The following is a 25,822-nucleotide window of genomic DNA, read 5'->3' on the forward strand; positions in this document are numbered from 1 at the left end:
TTAAAGGGGGAAAACGAGAGATGATAACATTACAATTATTACAGCAGATCGTTGTATTTTTTCTGATGATGGCATGTGGATTTCTGGTTGTGAAACGTGGACTGATCGATGCAAAAAGCAGCCGGATGCTTTCTGTGATCTGCATCTATATCATTATGCCGTGTGTGATGATCAATGCGTTTCAGATCGAATATTCCAAAAGTATCCGGGATGGGTTTCTTCTGGCAGTGGCAGCTGCGGTACTGATCCATATTTTTCTTCTGGTATTTGTCAGGATCATCGGAAAACCATTGAAACTGAGTGTTTTGGAAAAAGCCTCGATTATTTATTCCAATTCCGGAAACCTGGTCATTCCCATGGTGACGGTTGTCCTTGGAGAGAAATGGGTGATTTATGCCAGTGCGTTTTTGAGTGTGCAGATGATCCTGATGTGGACCCATGGTGAGTCGTTGATGGAGGCGAAGGCTGGCGTCAACTGGAAAAAAATCCTCTGCAATATCAATCTGATCGCGATCATCATCGGCATCATTCTGTTTTTTGCCCGGATCAGACTGCCGGTAGTTATTGGCAATACAATGAGTCAGATTTCTGCAACATTGGGACCTGTGTGCATGATCATGCTGGGAATGACAATGACAGAAGTAAACTGGAAGGAAATTTTCAGCCATTCCAGGATCTATCTGATCACAGCACTTAAAATGATCGTGACACCGCTGTTTGTGCTTCTGCTTCTGAAATATTCGCCGCTGGCGTCTATGGTGAAAGATGGGCAGACGATCCTTCTTATCAGCCTCATGGCAGTGATCACGCCGTCAGCAACAACCGTAGTTCAGCTGGCACAGCTCTATGATGAGGAGCCGGTTTATGCCAGCACGATCAATGTTATGACAACGATCGTAAGTATTGTGACGATGCCTCTGATGGTGATGCTTTATCTTGCCTGAAATAATTGTAAAAACAGGGGGGAAGTGCTAAAATCAATTCAGAATATCATGTATCGGGAGGAATAATAAAATGGAACGACATGCTTTTGCAATGCGGGTAAAAGAAGAAAAAATGAACGATTACCGTAAGAAGCTGGGCGAGATCTGGCCGGAGCTTACCGCTTATCTTGACCGCAACAAAATCCACAATTTCAGCATCTGGAATGCAGCAGATCTGATCTTCGGATATTATGAAAATGCAGACGGCGCTGTGATCTCAGAAGAAGAGCAGAAGATAAAAGAAGCTCTTACTGGGAAGATGGAAGATACTTTTACATGGATCTCAACACCTGGAAAAGATATGCGTCTGATGTATCATAATTTTGGTGTGGTAAGAGAGAACAAAGAGCTGATCCGTCACAGAATGTTCATGACGAAATTAAAGGATGGCTGTGAAGAAGAATACAAGGCCCGCCATGATGGTCTGATCGCACAGAGAGGCGATACTGTAGATCCGGGTCCGGACAGCAACTTCAGTATCTGGAGCGCAGGCGGATATATTTTTGGATACGATGAGATCGATACAACCATGGAAGTAGAAGAAACACCGGAGGCAAAAGAGGCAACGATCGCCTGGGAGACACGTCAGCTTGGAATCATGGACTGGATCACCAACGATGTAGACTGGATGACAAAAGAAGTTCATCCGTCAAGTGTGCGTCTTGCGTGGCATGCATAAAAAGATATAAAATAAAAATCATAAATTCGGGAAAATAAAAGGAAGGAGGCCGGGGCTTAGTTTGGAGGTAGCCCCGGCAGTATGAAAAAGAAAAAAGTGTTATCAAAGGTAGTACCCTTTGCACATCTAATAATATACTCATATTTTGTGGTTATTCTGTGACGTCATTCTGAAAAAAGTATGAACAAAAAAGAAAAATTAGCTGAACAGCCTTTTGAAAGAATGAGGAAATCTTTTTTTTCTGTGACAGAAATCTTAACAATTCTTAAGCTTTCCATAATTGATTGAAACTCACGGTTTCCGCTGTTATACTGAAAACAATAAAACAGTGAGGCGTGACTTATGAAACGTTTTTTGAACTATGTGACGGGGATCATTCCGGCGTATGGAATGTTTCCTCTTATTTTTTCGTTTATATTTAACTGTCTTGTGTATTCCGGATCCAGGATGATCGCAGGCGGCTGGTATCATCATAATATCGAGAGCAGTCTGGATCTTAAGCTGCCCTTTGTGCCGCAGTTTCTGATCGTATATTTTGGATGTTATCTGTTCTGGGCGGTGAATTATATTCTGGCAGCCAGACAGGATAGAGAACAGGTCTATCGCTTTTTTACGGCAGATTGTATATCAAGGTGTGTATGTCTGGTGATCTTTCTTGTATATCCGACTACGAACACAAGACCGGAGATCATGGAGCCGGGCTTCTGGAATCAGCTGGCAGGATGGCTGTATTCTATTGATGCGGCGGATAATCTTTTTCCGTCGATTCACTGTCTGGTAAGCTGGTTCTGTTTCCTTGGGGTAAAAGATCAGAAGAAGATACCGGTGTGGTATAAGACAGTTTCCTTTGTACTGGCAGTGCTGGTCTTTTTTTCCACACTGTTTACCAAGCAGCATGTGATCGTGGATGTGATCGGTGGCGTGGCTCTTGCACAGATCTGCTTCTGGCTGGGAGAACATACCGGATTATGGCATATTTATGAACGAATCGGTGGAAAAATCGAAAAAACAATCGAGAGATATAAAGAAGGTACAATAAGATGAAAAACAGAAAAAAAGTAATATTTAACGGTGTATTTCTGGCCGTGGTATTTGCACTTACGATCTACGGTGTTTTTCATGGAGAGGACCTTTCATCCATGATGGATGCCATACACAGGGCGGATAAACGCTGGCTTGTTCCGGGAATCGCACTGGTGGCTTTTTTTATCTGGGGAGAATCCATCATCATCTGGTATATGATGCGCTCCAGCGGAATACGTCTGAAGAAGAGAACCTGCTTCCTGTTCTCATCCGTAGGCTTCTTTTTCAGCTGTATCACACCGTCCGCCAGTGGCGGACAGCCCATGCAGATCTATTACATGAAAAAAGAAAAGATATCCATTCCGGTATCTACTGTGATTCTGATGATCGTGACTATTACCTATAAGCTGGTGCTTGTTGTGATCGGAGTGGGGATCGCACTGTTCGGAAGAGGATTTCTGCATAAATATCTGGAGGGAATCCTGCCGGTATTTTATCTGGGTCTGGCACTGAATATTTTCTGTGTAACATTTATGACGATTCTGGTCTTTCATCCGCTTTTGGCAAAAGCGATCATGGTGAAAGGACTTAAGCTTCTGGAACGGCTGCATCTTGTGAAGAAAAAAGAGAGACGTCTGAAAAAACTGGAAGATTCCATGGATACATACAGAGATACTGCGGCATATCTGAAGAAAAATCCGCTGGTGATCGTTAAAGTTATTGGAATCACTTTTATACAGAGAATGGCGCTGTTTGCAGTAACCTGGTTTGTGTATCAGGCATTTGGGCTTCATGGAACCGGATTCTGGGAGATTCTTTTTCTCCAGGCAGTGATCGCGGTGTCTGTGGATATGCTGCCGCTTCCGGGAGGAATGGGGATCAGCGAAACACTGTTTCTGACCATCTTCAAGCCGGTATTTGGCGGACTGCTGCTTCCGGGAATGGTCTTAAGCCGTGGACTTGGATATTACGGAGAACTTCTGATCAGTGCACTGTTTACCGTGGTGGCGCAGTTGACTATCGGAAAAGAGAAAAAACAAGGACAGAAGCAGACTGGACAGGGAATGCAGTAACAGTACAATAACAGTAAATGAAAAAGAAAAATGGGGGTTAAACAAATGATAGGATTTTATGATTATACGGTGATAATGACCTACATAAGTGTGGTGTCTTCTATGGTGGGAATATTCTGTGCCATGACGGACAGGATCTCTCTGGCCGTGTGTTGCCTGGCTTTTTCCGGACTGTGTGATATGTTTGATGGAAAGATCGCCAGAACAAAGAAGAACAGGACGGAGGAGGAGAAATGCTTCGGTATTCAGATTGATTCCCTGGCGGATATCGTCTGTTTCGGAATTCTGCCCATCGTGCTTTGTTTTAAGCTTGGCATGTATCATGTTTACGGAATTGCGATCCTTTTGTTTTACGGGCTGGCAGGTCTGATCCGCCTTGCATACTTTAATGTGATGGAAGCCAAAAGACAGAGTGAGACCAGCGAGAATCGCAAATATTATCAGGGATTGCCGATCACTTCCATTTCTGTGATCCTGCCGCTTCTTTTTGTGGCATCCATGATTGTACCGGGATATAACCGGTTTGTGGTACTTCTTCATATTACAATGCTTGCAGTAGGACTTCTGTTCATTCTGGATTTCAGATTCTGTAAGCCTACGAACCGGGAGCTGGTGATCCTGGTTGCAGTTGTTGCAGTGGCAGTGCTTTTTGTACTGTTTTACAAGGAAGGCTGGTGGAGATTCAGCTATCTTTATAAAACTTCAATGGAGAGAGGCGGTACCTTATGATCCGGACAGCAGACAGGAACGGTCATATCACAGAAGAAGATTCTTTTCAGAACAGACTTCTGGAAAAAATATATGGGTGTGCAGCAGGACGGGCACTGATCCGGCCACTGGTCACACCTGGCGTTTCCATTGCCATGGGAAAACTTCTGGATTCCAGAATTTCGTCAGCTATAGTGAAGCCTTTTATTAAAATGAACCATCTGGATATGAGCGACTATGAGGAACGGAAATATACTTCCTATAATGATTTTTTCAAGCGCAGGATCCGGACCGGAGCACGGCGCATTGATATGGAGTCGGGACATTTCATCAGCCCATGTGACTGCCGCGTCAGTGTTTATCCTGTTGACGCTCATGCAGGACTTCGCATCAAACATACAGAATATACGGTGGAAGAGCTTCTTAAGAACCCTTCCCTGGGAAAAAGATATCAGGGTGGTTATGTGTGGATCCTCCGCCTCTGTGTGCAGGACTATCACCGTTACATTTATCCGGATCATGCAAAAGAATCCAGGCGTGTACGGATTCCGGGAATTCTTCATACGGTCAATCCGGTTGCCAACGATGTTTATCCAATCTACAAAGAAAACAGCCGGGAATATTCGCTTCTTAAGACAGAGAATTTCCGGACGGTACTTATGATGGAGGTAGGAGCGCTTCTCGTGGGAAAGATTGAAAACCGTCCGCGAAGATCTTTTGTGGAGCGGGGAGATGAAAAAGGCAATTTTGCTTTCGGTGGTTCCACGATTGTACTGCTCACCGAAAAAAATGCAGTAAAGCCGGATAACGATATTCTTGAAAATTCCCGGGTAGGAATCGAGACAAGAGTGCTTATGGGAGAAAAAATCGGAGAATCCTTCTGACAGGATTCTCTTTTTTTGAGAGTTTTTGAAAAAAATGAATTTACGTTCACACACATAACACAAACCTGTGATATATTACCAATATAAATAAGAAAAAATGATTTTGCCCGTCATATGTAACAGGGGGATTATGTGATAAGAAACGGAGGAAGATAGAATGGAAGCATTAAAGATTCTGGTTGTAGATGATGAGAGCAGAATGAGAAAGCTGGTCAAAGACTTTCTGACAAAAAAGAATTTCCAGGTACTGGAGGCCGGAGACGGTGAGGAGGCCATGGATATATTCTATAAAGAAAAAGACATCGCACTTCTGATCCTGGATGTGATGATGCCAAAGATGGACGGCTGGGAAGTATGCCGCGAGATCCGCAAGAATTCAAAGGTTCCGATCATCATGCTGACAGCAAGAGGAGATGAGAGAGATGAGCTTCTTGGCTTTGAACTTGGTGTAGATGAATATATTTCCAAGCCATTCAGCCCTAAGATCCTGGTGGCACGTGTAGAGGCAATTCTTCGAAGAACCGGTCAGAGCAATCCGGACGATGTGCTTTCCGCAGGCGGTATCGTGATCGACAAGGCGGCGCATCAGGCTACAGTAGACGGAAATCCTATGGATCTGAGCTTTAAGGAATTTGAACTTCTTACGTATTTCCTGGAAAATGAGGGAATTGCTCTTTCCAGAGAAAAGATCCTCAATTCTGTATGGAATTATGATTACTTCGGAGATGCCAGAACCATTGACACCCATGTAAAGAAGCTGAGAAGCAAGATGGGAGATAAAGGTGAATACATTAAAACTGTCTGGGGAATGGGCTACAAGTTTGAGGTAGGAGAATGAAAAAGCCGAAAGAAAAACCAAAAAAGATCCACAGTCTCCGCCATCAGATTACAGCGTATTTTATCGGACTTCTGTTTCTGTCCATTCTGACGATCACTGTGATTAACGGGGTATTTCTGGAAAAATATTATGTTTCCAAAAAGATGGATGTACTGATGGAGCTTCGGGATACTCTGGAATGTACTGATATCGATAAAATGATGAACAGTAATGAAACAGAAGGATCTGAGAGCATCCCGGATGCGATCCAGCAGGTCAGCTCCAAAAACAATCTTTCCTGGGTCATTGTGGACAGCAGCAATACCAGCTGGCTTTCCTGGGGCGAGAACGAAAAGATGCTTCAGAGCAAGCTGTTCGGCTATGTATATGATCTGGATGAGGACGGCGGAAAAAGCCGTGTTCTGAAAAAAGAGGACGATTATACGATTCAGCAGTCTCATGATCGTTTCTCCGGAATGGACTATGTGGAATGCTGGGGAACGCTTGGAGAGGATCACTATTTTATCATAAGGACACCACTGGAGAGCATCCGTGAAAGTGCGAATATTTCCAATAAGTTTTATTTTGTGGTGGGACTGGCAATCATTATCTTAAGCGGAATTATGATCATGCTTGTGACCAAGCGGATCACCAGACCGATCAGTGAGCTTACCGAGCTTTCCAGAAAAATGTCAGATCTGGATTTTGAAGCCAGATATAAGAGTAATGTGGGCAATGAGATTGATGTTCTGGGAGATAATTTTAACCGGATGTCCACACAGCTGGAGAATACTATCAGTGAGCTGAAATCTGCCAACAATGAGCTGCAGAGAGATATTGAAGATAAGATCAAGATCGACAAGATGCGAAAGGAATTTCTGGACAATGTTTCCCATGAGCTGAAAACACCGATCGCGCTGGTACAGGGATATGCGGAAGGCCTGAAAGAGAATATCTCCGATGATCCCGAGAGCAGAGAGTTCTACTGCGATGTGATCATGGATGAGGCTGCCAAGATGAACAAGCTGGTGAAGAACCTTCTTACACTGAATCAGCTGGAATCCGGCAAGGATGCAGTAGTGATGGAGAGATTTGACATCGTATCCCTGATCCGTGGTGTGCTCCAGACAATGAATATCATGATCGGACAGAAAGAAGCAAAGGTGATCTTTGATGCGGAAAAACCGGTCTATGTATGGGCAGATGAATTTAAGACCGAGGAGGTCGTTACAAACTATGTGAGCAATGCACTGAACCATCTGGATGGAGATAAGGAGATCGAGATCAAGCTTCTGGACAAGGACAGCCGTGTGAAAGTAACAGTGTTTAATACAGGAACTCCGATTCCGGAGGCAGATGTACCGAACCTCTGGAACAAATTCTACAAGGTGGATAAGGCCAGAACAAGAGAGTATGGCGGAAGTGGTATCGGACTTTCTATCGTGAAGGCAATCATGGAGAGCATGAACCAGGAATATGGTGTGCAGAATTTTGACAATGGTGTGGAATTCTGGTTTACACTGGATCGAAAGTAAAAAATAAGTCACTGATAAGAGGAAGAACCTCGGATCAGTTATACAGAAAAACAGGCGGCATGCAGAGAAAAGTCTTTGCAACCGTCTGTTTTTGCGTTATACTTAGACAATGTAAATCGACGTGTGAGAGGAATTCGATCGAGATACGATAAAGCAGGAGGAAGCATTATTATGATAGGAATCATTGACTATGACGCAGGTAACATAAAAAGTGTGGAAAAAGCACTTCAGTATCTGGGACAGGAGACCGTTGTCTCAAGAGATCCCCAGGTGCTTCTGAAAGCAGATAAGGTAATTCTTCCAGGTGTGGGAAGCTTTGGCGATGCCATGGAGAATCTTCATAAGTACGGACTTGTCCCGGTAATAAAAGAGATCGTGGAGAAAGGAACACCGTTCCTTGGAATCTGCCTTGGATTGCAGCTCCTTTTTGAGAGCAGTGATGAGACTCCGGGAGTTGAGGGACTTGGAATCCTGAAAGGAAAGATCCTGCGTATTCCGCCAAGTCCGGGACTTAAGATCCCTCATATGGGATGGAATTCCCTGCATCTTCAGAATAATGGAAGATTATTTAAAGATATTCCGGAGAACACATACGTTTACTTTGTACATTCCTATTACCTGCAGGCAGAGGAGGAAGAGATCGTGAAGGCGACCACAGATTACAGTACCTGTATCCATGCCTCAGTAGAAAAAGGAAATGTATTTGCATGCCAGTTCCATCCGGAGAAGAGCAGCCGGTGGGGCTTGAAGATTCTTGAGAATTTTGCAGCACTTGAGGCAGGCACCGGAAAGGAGGAGGCATAATCATGTTTACAAAAAGAATCATTCCATGCCTGGATGTGAACAAAGGCCGGGTAGTGAAGGGCGTTAATTTTGTTGATCTGAAGGATGCCGGAGATCCGGTGGAGATCGCGAAGGCGTATGACGCAGCCGGTGCGGACGAGCTTGTTTTTCTGGATATCACAGCTTCCTGTGAGGAGAGAGATACTGTAGTTGACATGGTAAGAGCCGTTGCAGCGAATGTATTTATTCCGTTTACGGTAGGCGGAGGAATCCGTACAGTGGATGATTTCCGTAAGCTGCTCCGTGAAGGTGCAGATAAGATTTCTGTTAATTCTGCTGCAATCGACCGTCCGGAGCTGATCAGCGAGGCTGCACAGAAATTCGGAAGCCAGTGTGTGGTAGTTGCCATTGATGCCAAGAGAAGAGAGGATGGCGGCTGGAATATCTACAAGCATGGCGGAAGACTGGATACAGGAATCGATGCTCTTGAATGGGCGAAGAAGGTGGAAGAACTTGGTGCAGGTGAGATCCTGCTTACAAGTATGGACTGTGACGGAACGAAAGCGGGATACGATATCGCACTTACAAGGGCTGTTGCAGACGCAGTTTCCATTCCTGTGATCGCTTCCGGCGGAGCAGGAACCCTGGAGCATTTTTATGATGCCCTGACAGAAGGAGGAGCAGATGCAGCACTTGCCGCATCTCTGTTCCATTACAAAGAGCTGGAGATCCGTGAAGTCAAGGATTATCTTGCGGAAAAAGGAATCTCAGTGAGAAGATAAAGAGCTGGATGAGAGGTGAAGGATATGGCTCCTATAGCAGGAGACTGGCAGGAGGCGCTGAAGGGCGAGTTTCATCAGCCGTACTATGCCAAGCTTTATAAGACAGTAATGACAGAATACAGAACAAGAAAGATTTTTCCGCCACCGGAGGATCTTTTTAATGCGTTTCATTTTACGCCGCTTCACAAGGTGAAGGTGGTGATCCTGGGACAGGATCCCTATCACAATGACGGACAGGCGCATGGACTTTGTTTTTCTGTAAAAAAAGGTGTGGAGACACCGCCGTCACTGGTAAATATTTATAAAGAGCTTGAGGATGATATGGGCTGCTATATCCCGAATAACGGCAATCTTGAAAAATGGGCGAAACAGGGTGTGCTTCTTCTGAACACCGTGCTGACTGTCCGTGCCCATCAGGCAAACTCCCACAGAGGAATCGGCTGGGAGCAGTTTACAGACGCTGCGATCCGGATCCTGGATGAGGAGGACCGTCCGATCGTATTTCTTCTCTGGGGAAGGCCTGCCCAGATGAAGGCATCCATGCTTCACAATCCGAAGCATCTGATACTGGAGGCACCACATCCCAGTCCTCTTTCTGCTTACAGAGGATTTTTCGGATGCAAGCACTTCAGCAAGGCCAATGAATTTCTGAAAGCCAACGGTGAAGAACCGATTGACTGGCAGATTGAAAATATTTAGTAGTAAGGAAAATAAAATGGGTAAAAAAAACGATAATACACTTGTGAAAAACGCGTCCTTCCTTATGGTTGCGGCGCTGATCTCCAAAATTATCGGAATGCTGTACAAGAGCCCGCTTTCAACAACACTGGGAAGCCAGAGCTTTGCACTTTTCCAGTTTGCACAGAATGTATATTTCATTCTTTTGATGATCGCGTCTTTCAGTATTCCGCAGGCTGTGTCCAAGATCATGGCTGAGAAGATCGCTTTTCACAGATATAAGGATGCACAGAAGGTATTTTACGGGGCTCTGATCTACGCGGCAGTTGCCGGCGGGATCGTGGCACTGATCTGTGTGTTTGGCGCGGGAATCCTGGTGCCTGACAGTATGGCGAATGCCCGTCTGGCATTACAGATGCTTGCACCTACGATCTTTATGTCCGGTCTCTGTGGCGTGTTCCGAGGATATTTCCAGGCATACCGGAATATGATGCCGACATCGATCTCACAGATCATTGAGCAGATCTTTGTGGCGACATTTGCACTTCTCATGTCAAATGTATTTATCAGGCATTTTTCTGCCACAGGAGATGCAGATCTGGTACACAGATGGGGCGCTGCCGGTGCAACAATGGGTACCGGTGCAGGTGTGGCTTCCGCTCTGATCTTTATGCTCATCGTCTATGCAGTGAACCGCAAGATCATCCGGAAAAGGATCGCCAATGACCATCATTCCGTAAATGAGAGTATGGGTCATGTTATGAGCAATATCGTGCTCATTATCATGCCGATCATCTTAAGTGCGTTCATCTATAATGTAAACGGATATATCAACAGCTATATGTATTCCGGAATTATGGATATCAAGGGCGCAGCCAAAGATGTGATCCAGACGTTGTATTCCGAGTACGGATATTATATGACGCTGATCAATATTCCTCTGACGCTGGCGAGTACAGCACCGACTTCCATGATCCCGGAGGTTTCCGCACATTATGCCATGCATGATATCGAGGGTGCCAATAGAAAAACAGACCGGGCTACCTGGATCAGTATGCTGATCTCCATTCCGGCTGCTGTAGGACTTGCTGTTCTTTCCGGACCGGTCACAAGACTGATCTTCCCGGGAACCAATGGTGTGGGCGGACAGCTTCTGATTTTGGGAGGAGTCACCATTATCCTTAACGGTAATTCCAACATTACCAACGGTGTGCTTCAGGGAATCGGCAAGCCAAAGCTTCCGATGATCCATGCAGCGATCGCTCTGGTAGCGGATGTGATCGCAATGGCACTGCTTCTGGTATTTACGAATCTTGGAGTTTATACGATCGTTATTGCACAGATCATATATGCAGTAGTGATGTGCATTCTCAATGACCGCTCGATCAAGAAATATATGGGCTATAAGAATCCGTGGAGAAGTGCTTACTTAAGTCCGTTCCTGGCTTCCATTCCTATGGGAGTGGCTGCAGGTGTGGTATATTACGGACTGTATGCGCTGATTCATTCCAATATCATCTGTCTTGGAATTTCTGTGATCCTGGCAGTGATCGTATATTTTGTTGTATATCTGTTTGTAAGCAGGCCAAGTGAAGAAGAGCTGGGTATGATGCCTGGCGGAAGCTATATGAAGAAGCTTGCGAGAATGATGAAGATCATCTGAAAATAAAAATACCCGTGGAACATTCAGAGGATAAAAAATCTGAAGGTTCTGCGGGCATTTTTTTGCATAAAAAATATGTCGAGATTTTTAGAACTGTTTTTGGGCAAAAAGTTTTATGATATGCAGAGCGACTTTTACAGCTGCATCCATACCTTCCACTGTGATATGCTCATAAGGACCATGATAAGCATGTCCGCCGGTTCCGAGATTCGGGCAGGGAAGTCCGAGAAAACTCAGCTGGGCACCGTCTGTGCCGCCACGGATCGGAAGAATGAGCGGTGTGACATCACAGGAGCGGCAGGCTTCTTCTGCAAGGGAGATCAGCCACGGGCAGGTATCAATGATCTCTTTCATATTGCGGTACTGCTGGGTGATGGTAAGTTCTACAGTACCTTCTCCCCATTTTTTGTTGAGAAGTTCGGCGATATGCTTCATGGTTTTCTGGCGGAAAGCGAAAGTATTGGCATCGTGATCGCGGATGATATACTGAAGTTCGGCCTGTGAAACATCACCTTTCATGGAAAGCAGATGGAAGAAACCTTGATAGTCATCGGTGTTACGTGGCGTATCACAGTCCGGAAGCATGGAATTGAACTCCATGGCAACAAGGGAAGCATTGACCATGGTATTTTTGGCGGAGCCGGGATGAACATTGATGCCATGAAAGACGACTTTTGCGCCGCAGGCGTTAAAATTTTCGTACTGGATCTCACCTTCGGTATCTCCGTCCAGGGTGTAGGCGAAATCGGCACCGAATTTTTTTACATCGAAATGTGCAGTTCCCATGCCGATCTCTTCATCCGGTGTAAAAGCAACGGAAAGAGGGCCGTGAGGGATTTTTTCTGCAAAAAGCTGCTCCAGAGCTGTAAGGATCTCTGCGATACCGGCCTTGTCATCTGCACCGAGGATTGTAGTTCCGTCAGAAGTGATCAGAGTTCTGCCTTTCAGAGAAGCAAGATGAGGGAACATTTCCGGGGAAAGAATCCTTCCGCTTGTGCCAAGTGGGAGATCTTTTCCGTCATAATTTTCTGTGATAACGGGAGTGACAGGATGGTCGCAGAAATCGGATACTGTGTCCATGTGTGCGATAAAGCCCAAGGTCTGGCAGTGTTCCAGTCCTTCGGTTGCCGGGATGTGCGCGTAGACATAGCAGTGCTCATCCAGTGTGACATCGGAGATTCCCAGCTCATGAAGCTCTGTCACGAGAGCATGTGCCAGATCAAACTGACAGTGGGAAGATGGGGAAGAAGTGCTTTCTTCATTGCTGGGTGTAAATATTTTTACGTAAGACAAAAGTCTCTGGTATGCTTTCATATGAATAGCGTCCTTTCTCTGATGATAAAGTATATAAGAACAGTATACCACAGATGCTCCGTAAGTTTGCAAAAAACGAAAGCATATCTCCGGGAAGCAGGAACAAGGAAGTGATATGTCGGATTTTGAGGTATTGTGTCAGCAAAAAAACAGGGTGATTTTGAAGTCTCTTATTGACAATCGTGCCGTTTTATAATACTATGTAATACAGAAAACACGAACAAAGGTTCGAAAAAAAGAAACCGTATCATAGAAGAGAATAAAGAATAGGAGAATCACAGGATGATCAGTGAAGAGAAGCAGAAGGCGCTGGAGGCAGCCCTTGGAAATATTGAGAAGCAGTTCGGTAAAGGCTCTGTCATGAAGCTCGGAGACTCCAGTTCCCATATGCAGGTAGAAGCAGTTCCTACCGGCTGCCTGAGCCTTGATATCGCTCTTGGAGTGGGCGGTGTTCCAAAGGGACGTATCGTGGAGATCTACGGACCGGAATCCAGTGGTAAGACAACTGTAGCTTTACATATGGTTGCAGAGGTACAGAAGAGAGGCGGAATCGCAGGATTTATCGATGCAGAGCATGCGCTGGATCCTGTCTATGCCAAGAGCATCGGTGTGGATATTGATAACCTCTATATTTCCCAGCCGGATAACGGTGAGCAGGCACTGGAGATCACAGAGACTATGGTGCGTTCCGGCGCAGTAGATATCGTGATCGTAGACTCCGTTGCGGCACTTGTTCCGAAGGCCGAGATCGAGGGTGATATGGGAGACAGTCATGTAGGTCTGCAGGCACGTCTGATGTCACAGGCACTGCGTAAGCTGACTGCCGTGATCAGCAAGTCTAACTGTGTGGTTATTTTTATCAACCAGCTCCGTGAGAAGGTAGGTGTTATGTTCGGTAATCCGGAGACGACAACCGGTGGACGTGCATTGAAATTCTATGCATCTGTCCGTATGGATGTACGTCGTGTAGAGACACTGAAGCAGGGCGGCGAGATGGTTGGTAACCATACCCGTGTGAAGGTCGTTAAGAATAAGGTTGCACCGCCGTTTAAGCAGGCAGAGTTTGATATTATGTTCGGAACCGGTATTTCCAGAGAGGGCGATATCCTGGATCTTGCAGCAGAGTGCTCCATTGTGAATAAGAGTGGTGCATGGTACGCATATGAGGGCAATAAGATCGGTCAGGGACGTGAGAATGCCAAGCTGTTTCTGAAGGAGCATCCGGAGCTTCGTGATGAGATCGAGAAGAAAGTGCGAGTACATTATCACCTGGATCCGACAGATGAAACAGAGACAACAGAAGCGGCAGCAGCACCGGCCGCAGATACAGAGGAAGAAGAGTAATCCATGTTGAATCCCGAAGAACGAAACCGTGCAAGAAAAAAAGCTATGCGTCTTCTGGAACATATGGACCGCACAGAGAAAGGCCTGACGGACAAGCTCCGTCAGGCCGAATTTTCTCCGGAAGCAGTGGAGGATGCCATAGCCTATGTGAAATCCTACGGCTATATCAATGATGCCCGTTATGCAAGAACCTATATTTCATTCCGCATAGAATCCAGGAGCCGCCAGAAGATCCTGACAGAGCTGCAGATGAAGGGTGTGGACCGTCAGACTGCACTGGAAGCCTGGGAGGAGATGGAAGAGCTTCTTGCACCGGATGAGAGGGCAGTTCTCCGTAAGACCATTGAGAAGAAATACCAGCCGGATACAGAGCTTGATGAGGGGCAGATGCGAAGATTGTATGGCTACCTTGGAAGAAGGGCGTTTAAATATGAGGACATTTCCCGAACTCTGGAAGAGATGAATATCCGTGTGAAACACGATATATGAAGAAACTTTCGCTGCCGGAGGTATTTTAAAGGAAAAGACCAAAATCTGCTTTTTCATGAGAAAAACTTGACATAAATGTGAAAAACAGCTAAACTTGTATTGTTGTATTTGTACAATGAAAACTAAATAAGGAGGTGCTCCTGTGGCAAGCACGATCATTGGTGTAATTGTCGCTGTGGTAGTCACGCTACTTATTGCAGTTCCTGTTACTTGCAAGGTTGCTGTTGACAAGAAAGTACGCAAGGATGCGGAAGTCATAGGTACAGCAGAGGATAAGGCAAGGAACATTCTTGATGAAGCATTGAAAGCAGCAGAGACGAAGAAACGTGAAGCTTTACTTGAGGTAAAGGAAGAATCTCTGCGAACTAAAAATGAACTGGAAAGGGAAACCAAGGAACGGAGAAACGAGCTGCAGAGATATGAGAAACGAGTATTATCAAAAGAGGAATCTGTTGATAAGAAAGCGAATGCAGTGGAGAAGCGTGAGCTGGAATGTACAGCGAAATTTAACGAGTTACAAGAAAAAGAAAAACGAGTAAATGAACTTGAGGAAAAAGGAGTACAGGAACTGGAACGAGTTTCAGGTCTTACCTCCGAACAGGCAAAAGAAGAATTACTGAAATCTGTAGAAGATGACGTAAAGGTTGATGTTGCAAGACTCTACAAGGAGCTTGAGAACAGAGCCAAGGAAGAGGCATCCAAGAAAGCCAAGGAATATGTAGTCAATGCAATTCAGAAATGTGCAGTAGATCATGTATCCGAGACAACAATTTCTGTGGTGCAGCTTCCAAGTGATGAAATGAAGGGAAGGATCATCGGTCGTGAAGGCCGTAACATCCGTACATTAGAGACACTTACAGGTGTGGATCTTATTATTGATGATACACCGGAGGCAGTAGTTCTCTCTGCATTTGATCCGATCAGAAGAGAGATCGCCAGAGTGGCTCTTGAGAAACTTATCGTGGATGGCCGTATCCATCCGGCAAGAATCGAAGAGATGGTTGAGAAAGCCCAGAAAGAAGTGGAAGCACAGATCCGTGAAGACGGTGAGACAGCTGCTATGGATGTGGGTGTACATGGAATCCATCCGGAGCTTCTGAAGCTTCTTGGACGTATGAAATTCCGTTCAAGCTATGGTCAGAATGCTCTGAGACATTCAATTGAGGTTGCACAGCTTTCCGGACTCCTTGCAGGAGAGATCGGTGTGGATGTGCGTATGGCCAAGCGTGCCGGACTTCTTCATGACATTGGTAAATCCATTGACCATGAGGTGGAAGGTTCTCATATTCAGATCGGTGTGGATCTCTGTAAGAAATATAAGGAATCTCCGATCGTTATCAACACAGTTGCGTCCCATCATGGTGATGTGGAGCCGGAATCTCTTATCGCATGCATCGTACAGGCTGCCGATGCAATTTCCGCAGCAAGACCTGGTGCAAGAAGAGAGACACTGGAGACATATACCAATCGTCTGAAACAGCTTGAGGACATTACAAATGAATTCAAGGGCGTAGAGAAATCTTTTGCTATTCAGGCAGGAAGAGAAATTCGTGTTATGGTTGTACCGGAGCATGTAAGTGATGCTGATATGGTTCTCCTTGCAAGAGACATTGCAAAGCAGATCGAGGCAGAGCTTGAATATCCGGGACAGATCAAGGTTAATGTGATCCGTGAGAGCAGAGCAGTTGACTACGCGAAGTAAGTCATAGATCACGTGAGTACTGAAAAATAACGAAAGCCGGGCAGTTTTTACTGCCTGGTTTTTTTTCGCGATTTTATATGGCGCATGTTTCTGTTAGAATGTCAGGAAGATTTGTAGTTATATTACCTGTTTACCGGACGTAAACTGGTACAGGGTGAGTGAATGGAGAATAAGACCGAGAACAGAAAGTGGAAGACAGCCGGAAGATTTCCAGCAGAAATATTGTTTCTCACCGGCTTTTTGGTGGGAACGATCCTGCCGAATATTGTCTGGAAAATGGAATGGAAGCAGAAAACCCTGGCGTCTTTTTATCTGATCAGGAGCTTTGCGAGAACGGATATTTCGGGCATAGCATATCTTATGGAGGTTCTGCGGCGCAGAGGAGGATTTGCGGTACTTTTGTTTCTATGCGGTTTTACTGTATTTGGCGTGCCTTTGGCAGTTACGTATACACTGATCCTGGGACTGGAAACGGGTCTGATACTTACTTTGTGTGTGCTGGAATTTGGACTTTATGGGGGACTTGCAGGAGCAGGACTTCTGTTTCCTCAGTATGTGATCTATGTTCCTGTTTATTTCTGGCTGGCAGGTCTTGTGTACAGGCAGTCTTTTGGAATCTGGAAAAACTATGGTCTGGTGCCTGCAAAAAACGGGCTTTACGTAAGACAGGGGATGGCGGCTCTGACATTGTTTTTCGGAGGGATTCTGGCGGAGAGCTTTCTGAATCCATGGATCGTTGAAAAAATTATAAAGGGTTTAAAATTTTTTTAAAAAGAAATTCCACAATATCTAGTGATGGTTTCCATAAAATCCGCGACATTTTGTAGTTAATGCCTGAAAGTGTTGAAAATGCGCGATTTTTCGCTAAAAAACCGTTTGATTTTATGTAAAATTCACAGTATAATTCAGTAATAAAAGAGTACAGATTTACCACAGAAAATAAACGGGTTTAGATTATTAGAAACGAGATGCAGGGAATGGAAATAGAGATACGGGAATTTATTACATATTTACATAACAGAAAGAGAACATCGCACAATACAGAAGTGTCTTATCAGAGAGATCTGAAAAAGATGGCGGCATATTTTGAGGAACGTGGGATATATGATATCAGGGATGTAGGAGATCTGGAGCTGGAAGGATATTTAAGCTATATGGAACGGGGACAGTTTGCTTTCTCTACCATATCCAGAAATGTGGCATCGATCCGTGCATTATTTCAGTATCTTCATCAGGAGGGCAGGATCGAGAGAGACCCATCCCTGGAGCTGAAGCCACCTAAGGTAGAGAAGCGGATGCCGGAGATCCTTTCTGTAGATGAAGTAGACAGGCTTTTAAAGCAGCCGAACAGGACGACACCCAAGGGAATCCGTGACAGTGCCATGCTGGAACTTCTTTATGCCACAGGAATGCGTGTGAGTGAGCTTCTGAGACTGGAGCTTACCGATATCAACCTTCAGCTTGGATACGTGATATGCAGAGATGAGGGCAAGGAGAGAGTCATTCCCATCGGAAATGTATGCAGAGATGCAATGGAGAAATATCTCGGCGAGGCCCGGGATAAATTTGTGAAAGAGAACGAGACAGAGTATCTTTTTACCAACTGCTCCGGAAAATCCATGAGCAGACAGGGTTTCTGGAAGGTTCTGAAGGGCTATGCGGAGGATGCTGGCATTAAGCACGATATCACACCTCACACGCTGCGTCATTCCTTTGCAGCGCATATGCTTCAGAATGGAGCTGATGTAAAGAGCGTGCAGGAGATGCTGGGACATTCCGATATTTCCACTACACAGGTGTACCTGAATTTCGGAGTGGCGAAAATGAGAGATGTATATATGAAGGCGCATCCGCGCCATTAAGAAAAATCCCGCCAAGTCAGAAAATGATAACTGATCTGGCGGGAAATATTTTTAAATAGATTAAGAATGTCAGGGCACTTCTTAGCAGTTCTCAGCGATAGTATAGAGAAGCTGCTCGGACTGTTCCCAACCAAGGCAGGCATCTGTGATGGACTTACCATAAACATGGTTGCCACCAATCTTCTGGTTGCCTGGCTCGATGTAGCTCTCGATCATAAGACCCTTGACCATAGTATGAAGCTCAGAATCTACATTACGGCTGTGGAGAACTTCACTTGCAATACGGATCTGCTGCTCGTACTGCTTGTTGGAGTTGGAGTGGTTGGTATCCACGATAACTGCCGGGTTGGCAAGGTTTTTAGCGTGGTATTTATCATAGAGGAGACGAAGATCCTCGTAATGGTAGTTCGGGATCGCCTCGCCATGTTTGTTTACGGCACCACGAAGGATTGCATGAGAAAGCGGATTACCGGTTGTCTCAACTTCCCAGCTTCTGTAAATGAAACGGTGTGCACCCTGTGCAGCAACGATAGAGTTTAGCATAACGCTATAGTCACCGCTGGTCGGGTTCTTCATACCTGCCGGAACATCCATACCACTGACCGTTAATCTGTGCTGCTGATCCTCTACGGAACGTGCACCTACTGCAACGTAGGAAAGCAGGTCAGAAAGATAACGGTAGTTCTCCGGGTAAAGCATCTCATCAGCGCAGGTAAAACCGCTCTCACGGATCGCGCGCATATGCATCTTACGGATAGCAACCAGACCTGCAAGAAGACTAGGCTTCTTCTCCGGATCCGGTTGATGAAGCATTCCCTTGTAGCCTTCGCCTGTTGTACGTGGTTTGTTTGTGTAAACACGTGGGATGATGAGGACTTTATCCTCGATCTTCTCCTGCACCTTGCGAAGTCTTAAAAGATAATCACATACAGCATCTTCGTTATCTGCGGAGCATGGTCCGATGATAGCGAGGAATTTATCAGATTTACCAGTGAAAACATCGCGAATCTCTGCATCGCGTTTCTCTTTAAGAGCCTGAAGCTCAGCATCAAGTGGATACTGATTGCGAATTTCTTCAGGAGTCGGCAGCTTCTTTATGAATTCAAAGCTCATAGTACTTAATTCCTCCGTGATTCCCTATTTTCTGTTATGACAGTTCCGTATTTGCTGAACTGTCATATTTCGATTACTAATTATAAACGATTATTGTCGGATTGTCGATAGGGAAATTTTAGCGCTTTCACGTGTAGAAGAGAAAGAAGAAGCTCGCCCAGAAAAATTCCGTAAAAATAGCCTCGTATTCCGATTACAGGAATCACGGCAGTGACAAAGAAGATCCGTACCAGGATTCCGGAAATATTATGTACAAGGCAGCGTCCCGGTCTGCCAAGACCGTGGAGGATACTGGCAAGCATTGTATTGGTGTAGAGAAAAGGGCAGACGAAAGCCATGTAGCGGATGTATGTTCCGGCAGTGGGACTGTGAAAGAGGAGACGTCCGAGAAACGGTCCCATAAGGAAAAAAGCTGCTCCACAGAGGAAACCAAGCAGCATGCAAAGAAAAAAAGTCTGGTCAATAACCTTTTGAATTTTTTTCCGGTCTCCAAGGGTATCCAGTTCCGCCACAGAAGGCATGAGCATAACAGAGGCGGAAGCTGTGAGCGTAGAAGGAAAAAGAATCAGCGGAAGTGCCATTCCTGTGAAAATTCCGTAGATCTGAAGCGAATCCGATGCAGTGAGGCCAAAGCGAAGAAGCATCTGCGGAATCAGAACGACTTCGATGCTTCCGAGAAGAGTCAGAAGAATCCTGTTCAGAGATATGGGAAAGGAAAGCCCGAAGATTTCTTTTGCAAGAGAGAAAGTCCGGCAGGTTCGGACATCTGTTTCTGAAAAGTGACAGTTTCCAAAATAAAAAGTAATGGCAAGAAGAGAAACAAGGGATGCCGCGATCTCACCGGCAAGAGAGCCCCCGGCTGCAATAAGAGCAGTGACCGGGCGGCTTTCCCGCAGACAGATAAGATAAAGCACATAGGAAGCACCGATGCGTACTGCCTGTTCCGTCAGCTGAACTGCTGCGGGTACGATGGCTTTTTTACGGGCATAATAATAGCTGTCTATGCAGGCGTGGATGGCACAGACAGGAACTGTAAAGCCGATCAGACGGAGAAGGTCGGAGGTTTTTGGCTCTTTCAGAACTGCTTTCGCAAAAAAATCTGCATTTTCAAAGAGAAAAAATCCGGCCATGGCAGAGAGGATAACTGCGGCAACGGTTCCAAGGATCAGGGAAAAACGGGCGTCTTTTTTCCTGTGAAGTGTAAGCTTTGCGGAGATCAGACGTGAAAGAGCGGACTGGATCCCGGCATAGGAAAGAGCTGCCATCAGTCCCTGGATCGGAAGGGCGAGCTGGTACAGTCCCATACCTTCTGCACCAATGGAATGAGACAGGAATATTCTATAAAAGAAGCCTGCAAGACGGCTGATAAGGCCGGTACAGGCAAGAATCAGAGTTCCTTTCAGAAATACTTTTTTTGACATAGAAACGCCTGCGTGCTTTTTTTCAGTATATGAATAAGTTAGTCTTGACAGAACTAAACGTTTCTGATACAGTAAACATGAAATCCGAGGAAAACACTGGGAATTAAAAAAGAGGTGAACGGATGAAACTGTCAACAAGAGCAAAATATGGACTTAAGGCCCTGATCGACCTTGGTCTTTACAGTGAAAAAGAAGCGGTCTCGCTTCAGAGTATTGCGGGCCGTCAGAATATATCAGTCAGCTATCTGGAGCAGTTGATGGCACTTTTGAAAAAAGCGGGTCTTGTGAAGAGTGTCCGTGGCGCTGCCGGAGGATATTTTCTTGGAAGACCGGCAGAGGAGATTTCAGTGGGTGATATCCTTCGTGTTCTGGAGGGTGGCCTGGAGGCTGCCTCATGTCCGGGAACAGAAGGCGACGGAGGCTGCCAGGGATCCGATCTCTGTGTGGCGAAGCTGGTATGGAAGAGGATCAACGACAGCATTACAGATGCAGTGGATACACTGATGCTCAGTGAGCTGATCGAAGAGAGCCGGAGAATACACGAAAAATAATTATCCTGATCAGGAGGAAAAGAAAATGGGAAAAATGATATATCTGGATAATGCGGCAACAACAAAGACCGCACCTGAGGTTGTGGAAGCAATGCTGCCGTATTTTACAGAGTTTTATGGTAATGCATCAACAGTTTATGATTTTGCTGCAAACAGCAAGGCAGCTATTGCCAAGGGAAGACAGCAGATCGCAGATGTGATCGGAGCCAAGAAAGAGGAGATCTACTTCACAGCAGGCGGTTCCGAGTCTGATAACTGGGCTCTGAAAGCTACTTTTGAAGCGTATAAGAATAAAGGAAATCATATCATCACAACAAAGATCGAGCATCATGCGATCCTTCATACCTGCGAGTATCTTGAGAAAGAGCGCGGAGCGAAGATCACATATCTTGATGTAGATGAGAATGGTTTTGTTGATCTTGATGAGCTCCAGAAAGCCATCACACCGGAGACGATCCTGATCTCTGTTATGGCTGCAAACAATGAGATCGGTACACTTGAGCCGCTGAAAGAAATCGGACAGATCGCACGTGAGCACGGAATCCTGTTCCACACAGACGCTGTTCAGGCATTCGGCCAGGTTCCGATCAATGTAGATGAATTCAATATCGATATGCTCAGCTCTAGCGGCCATAAGATCAACGGACCGAAAGGAATCGGCTTTCTTTACATCCGTAAAGGCGTAAAGATCCGTTCCTTCGTACACGGCGGAGCACAGGAGAGAAAACGTCGTGCAGGTACAGAGAATGTTCCGGGTATCGTAGGATATGGTCTTGCAGCAGAGCGTGCAAACAAATCCATGAAAGAGCGTACAGCCAAGGAGATTGAGCTTCGTGACCATATGATCAACAGAATCCTTACAGAGATTCCGTATGTTCGTCTTAACGGAGACAAGGTAAAACGTCTTCCGAACAACGTGAATGTAAGCATTCAGTTCATCGAGGGTGAGTCCCTTCTTCTGATGCTTGACAACTTCGGAATCTGTGCATCCAGCGGTTCTGCATGTACATCCGGTTCCCTGGATCCGTCACATGTTCTGCTGGCGATCGGTCTTCCTCATGAGATCGCACATGGTTCTCTCCGTATGACTTTAAGCGAGGAGACAACTCTGGAGGACGTTGATTTTGTAGTAGATAAACTGAAAGATATTACTGCAAACTTAAGAAGTATGTCTCCATTATATGAAGATTTTATGAAAAAACAGAAAAAATAATAAAAACACTTGCCAGGAGGAAAAAATAATGTATAGTGAAAAAGTAATGGATCATTTTCAGCATCCACGTAATGTAGGCGAAATCGAGAATGCAAGCGGCGTGGGTACTGTAGGAAATGCCAAATGCGGCGATATTATGAGAATATTCCTTGATATCGATGACAAGACTCATATTATCAAAGACTGCAAATTCAAAACATTTGGATGCGGTGCAGCAGTTGCGACAAGCAGCATGGCAACAGAGCTTGTAATGGGAAAAACTATTGAGGAAGCAATGGAAGTAACCAACAAGGCTGTTATGGAGGCACTGGACGGACTTCCGCCAGTAAAAATCCACTGTTCCCTGCTTGCTGAAGAGGCAATTCATGCAGCTCTCTGGGATTACGCAGAGAAACATCACATTAAGATCGAGGGTCTTTCCAAACCGAAGTCTGATATCCACGAAGGAGAAGAGGATACAGAGGAGGAATATTAATTCCCTTTTACAAGATCATAACCGTGGCATGAGCAAGCTTCGCGCGAACGGAACCGTAAGCCATTGAAAGGACAGGTAAGTACAGAGAATGACAGGACTTACGAACGAAGAAGTTCAGGAGAGAATTGCACAGGGCCAGGTAAATAATAACGAAAACCCCAACACCAGGACATATAAACAGATCATCTTGGAGAATACACTGACATTCTTCAACTTTCTGAACCTGGTGCTGCTGGTTCTCGTACTGCTGGTTGGTTCCTACAAGAATTCCATGTTTGTAGGAATCATTTTTATTAATACGGTTATTGGAATCATTCAGGAGATCCGTGCGAAGAAGACGATCGACAAGCTGGCGATCCTGACAGAAGCCAAGACTGTAGTCCTGCGCGAAGGAAAAAAATGGAAAATATCTACAGAAAAGTTAGTGGTGGATGATCTGATCTTTCTGAAAGCCGGTGAACAGGTACCGGCGGATGCGAAGATTCTGGAAGGTAATCTGGAAGTTAATGAGTCGCTTCTTACAGGTGAAGCGGATAATCTTCCGAAGAATCTGGGAGATGAGCTTTTTTCAGGAAGCTTTGTGACGGCCGGGCAGGCCTGTTGTCAGGTTATTCATGTGGGAAGTGAGAATTATGCTTCCAGGATCACCAGTGAGGCGAAGGAATTCAAGCGCCATAATTCAGAACTTCGGAATTCTCTGAATGCGATCCTTAAGGTGATCAGTATTATTATCGTACCTCTTGGTGCGGTGCTTTTTTATAAACAGTATTATTTTGTGGGAGATAATATCCGGGATTCTGTAGTCAGTATGGTTGCAGCGGTTCTGGGTATGATACCGGAGGGACTGGTACTGCTGACCAGTGTTGCCCTGACACTTGGAGCCCTGAAGCTTGCACAGAAGAAAACGCTTGTGCAGGAGCTCTATTGTATTGAGACTCTGGCACGTGTGGATACGCTTTGTCTGGATAAGACAGGAACTATCACAGAGGGAACCATGTGTGTGGAGGCTGTGGAGAGCTATCCGCCCACAGGAAATGCAGATGAGAAGCCGGCAGAAGAAACACTGCAAACAGCAGAACAGGATTCCGAAAAGCTGGATGCAGCTGATGCGATTTCCAGGGAGGACGGAAGCGAGGTGCTTTCAGAACAGGCGGCACCATCTCCGGTGAACGAAAAAAATGTTCAGGAAGTCACCCCGGAGATCCGTGAGATCGAGCACATCATGGGAAATCTTCTTGCTGTTCTGAAGGATCAGAATGCTACGGCGGATGCCCTGCGTGCAAGATTTCCGGTTGGACAGGATCTGACACTGGATCATGCGATTCCGTTTTCTTCCGACAGGAAATACAGTGGAGCGGCTTTTGAAGATGCAGGTACGTATCTGATGGGGGCCGCACAGTTTCTTTTCCCGGAGGGAAATCCGGAGCTTATGGAATACTGTGGAGGCTTTGCCAGTGATGGTCTTCGTGTCCTGGTTCTTGCACACAGTGATAAGGTGAATGAGGGGACGGAACTTCCGGAGGGACTGGAACCGATCGGGCTTTTACTTCTGACGGATGTGATCCGTGCGGAGGCACCGGATACGCTGGCATATTTCGAGAGTCAGGGTGTGGATCTGAAAGTGATCTCCGGTGATGATCCTGTGACGGTTTCCGCTATTGCGAAGCGTGCCGGTCTTAAGAATGCGGAACAATATGTAGATGCCACGACCATAACTACCCAGGAGGAGATGGATGCAGCAGTTGCGAAGTACAGCGTTTTCGGACGTGTGACCCCGCAGCAGAAGCAGGCAATGGTGAAGGCTCTGCAGGCGCAAGGTCATACCGTTGCCATGACTGGTGATGGTGTGAATGATGTTCTGGCTCTTAAGGAGGCGGATTGCAGTATTGCCATGGCTGAGGGCAGTGATGCTGCCAAGAACATTGCCAATGTGGTTCTTCTGGACTCGAATTTTGCGGCGATGCCGGAGATCGTGAACCAGGGCCGCCGTGTTGTAAATAATATCCGGATGGCGGCGTCCATGTTCCTGATCAAGACGATCTTTTCGGTGCTGTTGTCACTGATCACGATCTTTTTCGGGGATGCATATCCGTTTGAGCCGATACAGATGTCTCTGATCAGTGCGTGTGCGGTTGGTATTCCTACCTTCCTGCTGGCTCAGGAGAATAATTATGATAAGATCGACCATACATTTTTGCGTCATGTGTTTATGAATGCGTTTCCGGCTGCCGTGGCGATCACGGGCTGTGTATTTACGGTAATGCTGGTATGTCAGAATGTTTATCACTCAAATGCCATGCTGAATACAGCCTGTGTGCTGGTTACAGGCTGGAATTATATGGCGGCACTGAAGACGGTCTATGCGCCGCTTAACAGGTATCGTAAGGTGATCATTTACAGTATGCAGGTGATCTTTTTCGGTGCTGCGGTTGTTTTGCAGAATCTTCTGACACTGGGATCGCTGGAGTTTGGTATGATCATTCTGGTATTCCTGCTTATGACGTTTTCTCCGATCCTTATTGATGTGATTACGGCGTGGATCCGGAATATCTATGACCGGTCGCTGGATAAGGGAGAGCAGGGAAAATTTGCTACATTTATTGATAAACTGAGAAAGTAGATAAGATGATTGGAAGAGGTGCTGTTGAAAAACAGTGCCTTTTCTTCTTTTGGTGAGTGAACGGCTGTGATTTGGGAGGGCTTGGGCATTCAAAAAGAAGCAGACTGTTT

The 25,822-nt window shown here is 45.7% G+C and carries 24 protein-coding genes; 21 read left to right on the forward strand and 3 right to left on the reverse strand.

Annotation, left to right across the window (positions count from 1 at the left end):
• Nucleotides 1-20: 20 nt before the first annotated feature.
• The 12 genes from WMO28_RS07470 (at nt 21) to WMO28_RS07525 (ending at nt 11,608) form a co-directional block, all read left to right on the forward strand.
• A complete protein-coding gene (locus WMO28_RS07470) occupies nt 21-944 on the forward strand; it encodes an AEC family transporter (protein ID WP_178643071.1) in 924 nt (307 codons plus the stop codon).
• 70 nt (nt 945-1,014) lie between these two features.
• Nucleotides 1,015-1,662: an L-rhamnose mutarotase gene (locus WMO28_RS07475; protein ID WP_178643069.1), complete on the forward strand. Its 648-nt coding sequence runs from the start codon at nt 1,015-1,017 to the stop codon at nt 1,660-1,662.
• 342 nt (nt 1,663-2,004) lie between these two features.
• On the forward strand, nt 2,005-2,706 hold the full coding sequence (locus tag WMO28_RS07480) for a phosphatase PAP2 family protein (protein WP_178643067.1): 702 nt from the start codon (nt 2,005-2,007) through the stop codon (nt 2,704-2,706).
• Nucleotides 2,703-3,758, forward strand: a complete 1,056-nt coding sequence (locus WMO28_RS07485) for a flippase-like domain-containing protein (protein WP_178643065.1) — start codon at nt 2,703-2,705, stop codon at nt 3,756-3,758. Before WMO28_RS07480 ends, WMO28_RS07485 begins: the two co-directional genes overlap by 4 nt.
• Before the next feature lie 45 nt (nt 3,759-3,803).
• Nucleotides 3,804-4,487 (forward strand): CDP-alcohol phosphatidyltransferase family protein, encoded by a 684-nt coding sequence (locus WMO28_RS07490; RefSeq protein WP_349056566.1) that lies wholly within the window; start codon nt 3,804-3,806, stop codon nt 4,485-4,487.
• Nucleotides 4,484-5,350 (forward strand): phosphatidylserine decarboxylase, encoded by an 867-nt coding sequence (locus WMO28_RS07495; RefSeq protein WP_178643063.1) that lies wholly within the window; start codon nt 4,484-4,486, stop codon nt 5,348-5,350. The genes WMO28_RS07490 and WMO28_RS07495 overlap by 4 nt, the downstream gene beginning before the upstream one ends.
• Nucleotides 5,351-5,507: 157 nt before the next feature.
• Nucleotides 5,508-6,188, forward strand: coding sequence for a response regulator (locus tag WMO28_RS07500; protein ID WP_178643060.1), 681 nt, complete (start codon nt 5,508-5,510; stop codon nt 6,186-6,188).
• Nucleotides 6,185-7,702, forward strand: coding sequence for an ATP-binding protein (locus WMO28_RS07505; RefSeq protein WP_178643058.1), 1,518 nt, complete (start codon nt 6,185-6,187; stop codon nt 7,700-7,702). Before WMO28_RS07500 ends, WMO28_RS07505 begins: the two co-directional genes overlap by 4 nt.
• 171 nt (nt 7,703-7,873) lie before the next feature.
• Nucleotides 7,874-8,506, forward strand: coding sequence for an imidazole glycerol phosphate synthase subunit HisH (hisH, locus tag WMO28_RS07510; RefSeq protein ID WP_349056568.1), 633 nt, complete (start codon nt 7,874-7,876; stop codon nt 8,504-8,506).
• 2 nt (nt 8,507-8,508) lie between these two features.
• Nucleotides 8,509-9,267 (forward strand): imidazole glycerol phosphate synthase subunit HisF, encoded by a 759-nt coding sequence (hisF, locus tag WMO28_RS07515; RefSeq protein WP_178644358.1) that lies wholly within the window; start codon nt 8,509-8,511, stop codon nt 9,265-9,267.
• A gap of 24 nt (nt 9,268-9,291) precedes the next feature.
• Entirely contained in the window at nt 9,292-9,966 is a 675-nt protein-coding gene (gene ung, locus WMO28_RS07520; RefSeq protein ID WP_178644356.1) for a uracil-DNA glycosylase, read from the forward strand.
• A 16-nt stretch (nt 9,967-9,982) separates the two neighbouring features.
• Nucleotides 9,983-11,608 carry a putative polysaccharide biosynthesis protein gene (locus WMO28_RS07525; protein WP_349056569.1) on the forward strand — a complete coding sequence of 542 codons (1,626 nt, stop codon included), beginning with the start codon at nt 9,983-9,985 and terminating at the stop codon, nt 11,606-11,608.
• A gap of 87 nt (nt 11,609-11,695) precedes the next feature.
• On the opposite strand, the gene pepT is transcribed toward WMO28_RS07525, so the two are convergent.
• On the reverse strand, nt 11,696-12,922 hold the full coding sequence (gene pepT, locus WMO28_RS07530) for a peptidase T (RefSeq protein WP_349056570.1): 1,227 nt from the start codon (nt 12,920-12,922) through the stop codon (nt 11,696-11,698).
• Nucleotides 12,923-13,204: 282 nt separating this feature from the next.
• On the opposite strand from pepT, the gene recA reads away from it, so the two are divergent.
• The 5 genes from recA (at nt 13,205) to xerD (ending at nt 18,319) form a co-directional block, all read left to right on the forward strand.
• Nucleotides 13,205-14,266, forward strand: coding sequence for a recombinase RecA (gene recA, locus WMO28_RS07535; protein ID WP_349056571.1), 1,062 nt, complete (start codon nt 13,205-13,207; stop codon nt 14,264-14,266).
• 3 nt (nt 14,267-14,269) lie between these two features.
• The gene (locus WMO28_RS07540) at nt 14,270-14,755 is read left to right on the forward strand and encodes a RecX family transcriptional regulator (RefSeq protein ID WP_178644348.1); all 486 of its coding nucleotides are present in this window, start codon (nt 14,270-14,272) and stop codon (nt 14,753-14,755) included.
• A 142-nt stretch (nt 14,756-14,897) separates the two neighbouring features.
• Nucleotides 14,898-16,457, forward strand: a complete 1,560-nt coding sequence (gene rny / locus WMO28_RS07545; RefSeq protein ID WP_349056573.1) for a ribonuclease Y — start codon at nt 14,898-14,900, stop codon at nt 16,455-16,457.
• Between the two features lie 162 nt (nt 16,458-16,619).
• Nucleotides 16,620-17,228 (forward strand): stage II sporulation protein M, encoded by a 609-nt coding sequence (locus WMO28_RS07550; protein ID WP_178643310.1) that lies wholly within the window; start codon nt 16,620-16,622, stop codon nt 17,226-17,228.
• A 206-nt stretch (nt 17,229-17,434) separates the two neighbouring features.
• Nucleotides 17,435-18,319, forward strand: a complete 885-nt coding sequence (xerD, locus tag WMO28_RS07555) for a site-specific tyrosine recombinase XerD (protein ID WP_178643308.1) — start codon at nt 17,435-17,437, stop codon at nt 18,317-18,319.
• A gap of 81 nt (nt 18,320-18,400) precedes the next feature.
• On the opposite strand, the gene WMO28_RS07560 is transcribed toward xerD, so the two are convergent.
• On the reverse strand, nt 18,401-19,432 hold the full coding sequence (locus WMO28_RS07560) for a 3-deoxy-7-phosphoheptulonate synthase (protein WP_178643306.1): 1,032 nt from the start codon (nt 19,430-19,432) through the stop codon (nt 18,401-18,403).
• Between the two features lie 80 nt (nt 19,433-19,512).
• Nucleotides 19,513-20,853: an oligosaccharide flippase family protein gene (locus WMO28_RS07565; RefSeq protein ID WP_349056574.1), complete on the reverse strand. Its 1,341-nt coding sequence runs from the start codon at nt 20,851-20,853 to the stop codon at nt 19,513-19,515.
• 122 nt (nt 20,854-20,975) lie between these two features.
• Between WMO28_RS07565 and WMO28_RS07570 the strand changes: the two genes are divergently transcribed.
• The 4 genes from WMO28_RS07570 (at nt 20,976) to WMO28_RS07585 (ending at nt 25,712) form a co-directional block, all read left to right on the forward strand.
• A complete protein-coding gene (locus WMO28_RS07570) occupies nt 20,976-21,404 on the forward strand; it encodes an RrF2 family transcriptional regulator (RefSeq protein ID WP_119239594.1) in 429 nt (142 codons plus the stop codon).
• A gap of 25 nt (nt 21,405-21,429) precedes the next feature.
• Complete coding sequence (nifS, locus tag WMO28_RS07575; protein WP_349056575.1) at nt 21,430-22,617, forward strand: cysteine desulfurase NifS; 1,188 nt, start codon at nt 21,430-21,432, stop codon at nt 22,615-22,617.
• A 28-nt stretch (nt 22,618-22,645) separates the two neighbouring features.
• Nucleotides 22,646-23,092: a Fe-S cluster assembly scaffold protein NifU gene (gene nifU, locus WMO28_RS07580; RefSeq protein ID WP_349056576.1), complete on the forward strand. Its 447-nt coding sequence runs from the start codon at nt 22,646-22,648 to the stop codon at nt 23,090-23,092.
• Between the two features lie 88 nt (nt 23,093-23,180).
• Nucleotides 23,181-25,712, forward strand: coding sequence for a cation-translocating P-type ATPase (locus WMO28_RS07585; protein ID WP_349056577.1), 2,532 nt, complete (start codon nt 23,181-23,183; stop codon nt 25,710-25,712).
• Nucleotides 25,713-25,822: the final 110 nt, after the last annotated feature.

The sequence above is a fragment of the Blautia aquisgranensis genome, assembly GCF_040096615.1.
Classification (GTDB): domain Bacteria; phylum Bacillota; class Clostridia; order Lachnospirales; family Lachnospiraceae; genus Blautia_A; species Blautia_A aquisgranensis.

Bases quoted from the DNA above. Each gene is read 5' to 3' on its own strand.
- ung (WP_178644356.1), top strand. From the start codon at position 9,292: ATGGCTCCTATAGCAGGAGACTGGCAGGAGGCGCTGAAGGGCGAGTTT.
- WMO28_RS07525 (WP_349056569.1), top strand. From the start codon at position 9,983: ATGGGTAAAAAAAACGATAATACACTTGTGAAAAACGCGTCCTTCCTT.
- WMO28_RS07570 (WP_119239594.1), top strand. From the start codon at position 20,976: ATGAAACTGTCAACAAGAGCAAAATATGGACTTAAGGCCCTGATCGAC.
- WMO28_RS07480 (WP_178643067.1), top strand. From the start codon at position 2,005: ATGAAACGTTTTTTGAACTATGTGACGGGGATCATTCCGGCGTATGGA.
- hisH (WP_349056568.1), top strand. From the start codon at position 7,874: ATGATAGGAATCATTGACTATGACGCAGGTAACATAAAAAGTGTGGAA.
- WMO28_RS07560 (WP_178643306.1), bottom strand. From the start codon at position 19,432: ATGAGCTTTGAATTCATAAAGAAGCTGCCGACTCCTGAAGAAATTCGC.
- nifS (WP_349056575.1), top strand. From the start codon at position 21,430: ATGGGAAAAATGATATATCTGGATAATGCGGCAACAACAAAGACCGCA.
- WMO28_RS07565 (WP_349056574.1), bottom strand. From the start codon at position 20,853: ATGTCAAAAAAAGTATTTCTGAAAGGAACTCTGATTCTTGCCTGTACC.
- WMO28_RS07540 (WP_178644348.1), top strand. From the start codon at position 14,270: ATGTTGAATCCCGAAGAACGAAACCGTGCAAGAAAAAAAGCTATGCGT.
- WMO28_RS07585 (WP_349056577.1), top strand. From the start codon at position 23,181: ATGACAGGACTTACGAACGAAGAAGTTCAGGAGAGAATTGCACAGGGC.
- WMO28_RS07485 (WP_178643065.1), top strand. From the start codon at position 2,703: ATGAAAAACAGAAAAAAAGTAATATTTAACGGTGTATTTCTGGCCGTG.
- WMO28_RS07490 (WP_349056566.1), top strand. From the start codon at position 3,804: ATGATAGGATTTTATGATTATACGGTGATAATGACCTACATAAGTGTG.
- recA (WP_349056571.1), top strand. From the start codon at position 13,205: ATGATCAGTGAAGAGAAGCAGAAGGCGCTGGAGGCAGCCCTTGGAAAT.
- nifU (WP_349056576.1), top strand. From the start codon at position 22,646: ATGTATAGTGAAAAAGTAATGGATCATTTTCAGCATCCACGTAATGTA.
- WMO28_RS07505 (WP_178643058.1), top strand. From the start codon at position 6,185: ATGAAAAAGCCGAAAGAAAAACCAAAAAAGATCCACAGTCTCCGCCAT.
- WMO28_RS07500 (WP_178643060.1), top strand. From the start codon at position 5,508: ATGGAAGCATTAAAGATTCTGGTTGTAGATGATGAGAGCAGAATGAGA.
- pepT (WP_349056570.1), bottom strand. From the start codon at position 12,922: ATGAAAGCATACCAGAGACTTTTGTCTTACGTAAAAATATTTACACCC.
- WMO28_RS07550 (WP_178643310.1), top strand. From the start codon at position 16,620: ATGGAGAATAAGACCGAGAACAGAAAGTGGAAGACAGCCGGAAGATTT.
- xerD (WP_178643308.1), top strand. From the start codon at position 17,435: ATGGAAATAGAGATACGGGAATTTATTACATATTTACATAACAGAAAG.
- WMO28_RS07470 (WP_178643071.1), top strand. From the start codon at position 21: ATGATAACATTACAATTATTACAGCAGATCGTTGTATTTTTTCTGATG.
- WMO28_RS07495 (WP_178643063.1), top strand. From the start codon at position 4,484: ATGATCCGGACAGCAGACAGGAACGGTCATATCACAGAAGAAGATTCT.
- WMO28_RS07475 (WP_178643069.1), top strand. From the start codon at position 1,015: ATGGAACGACATGCTTTTGCAATGCGGGTAAAAGAAGAAAAAATGAAC.
- hisF (WP_178644358.1), top strand. From the start codon at position 8,509: ATGTTTACAAAAAGAATCATTCCATGCCTGGATGTGAACAAAGGCCGG.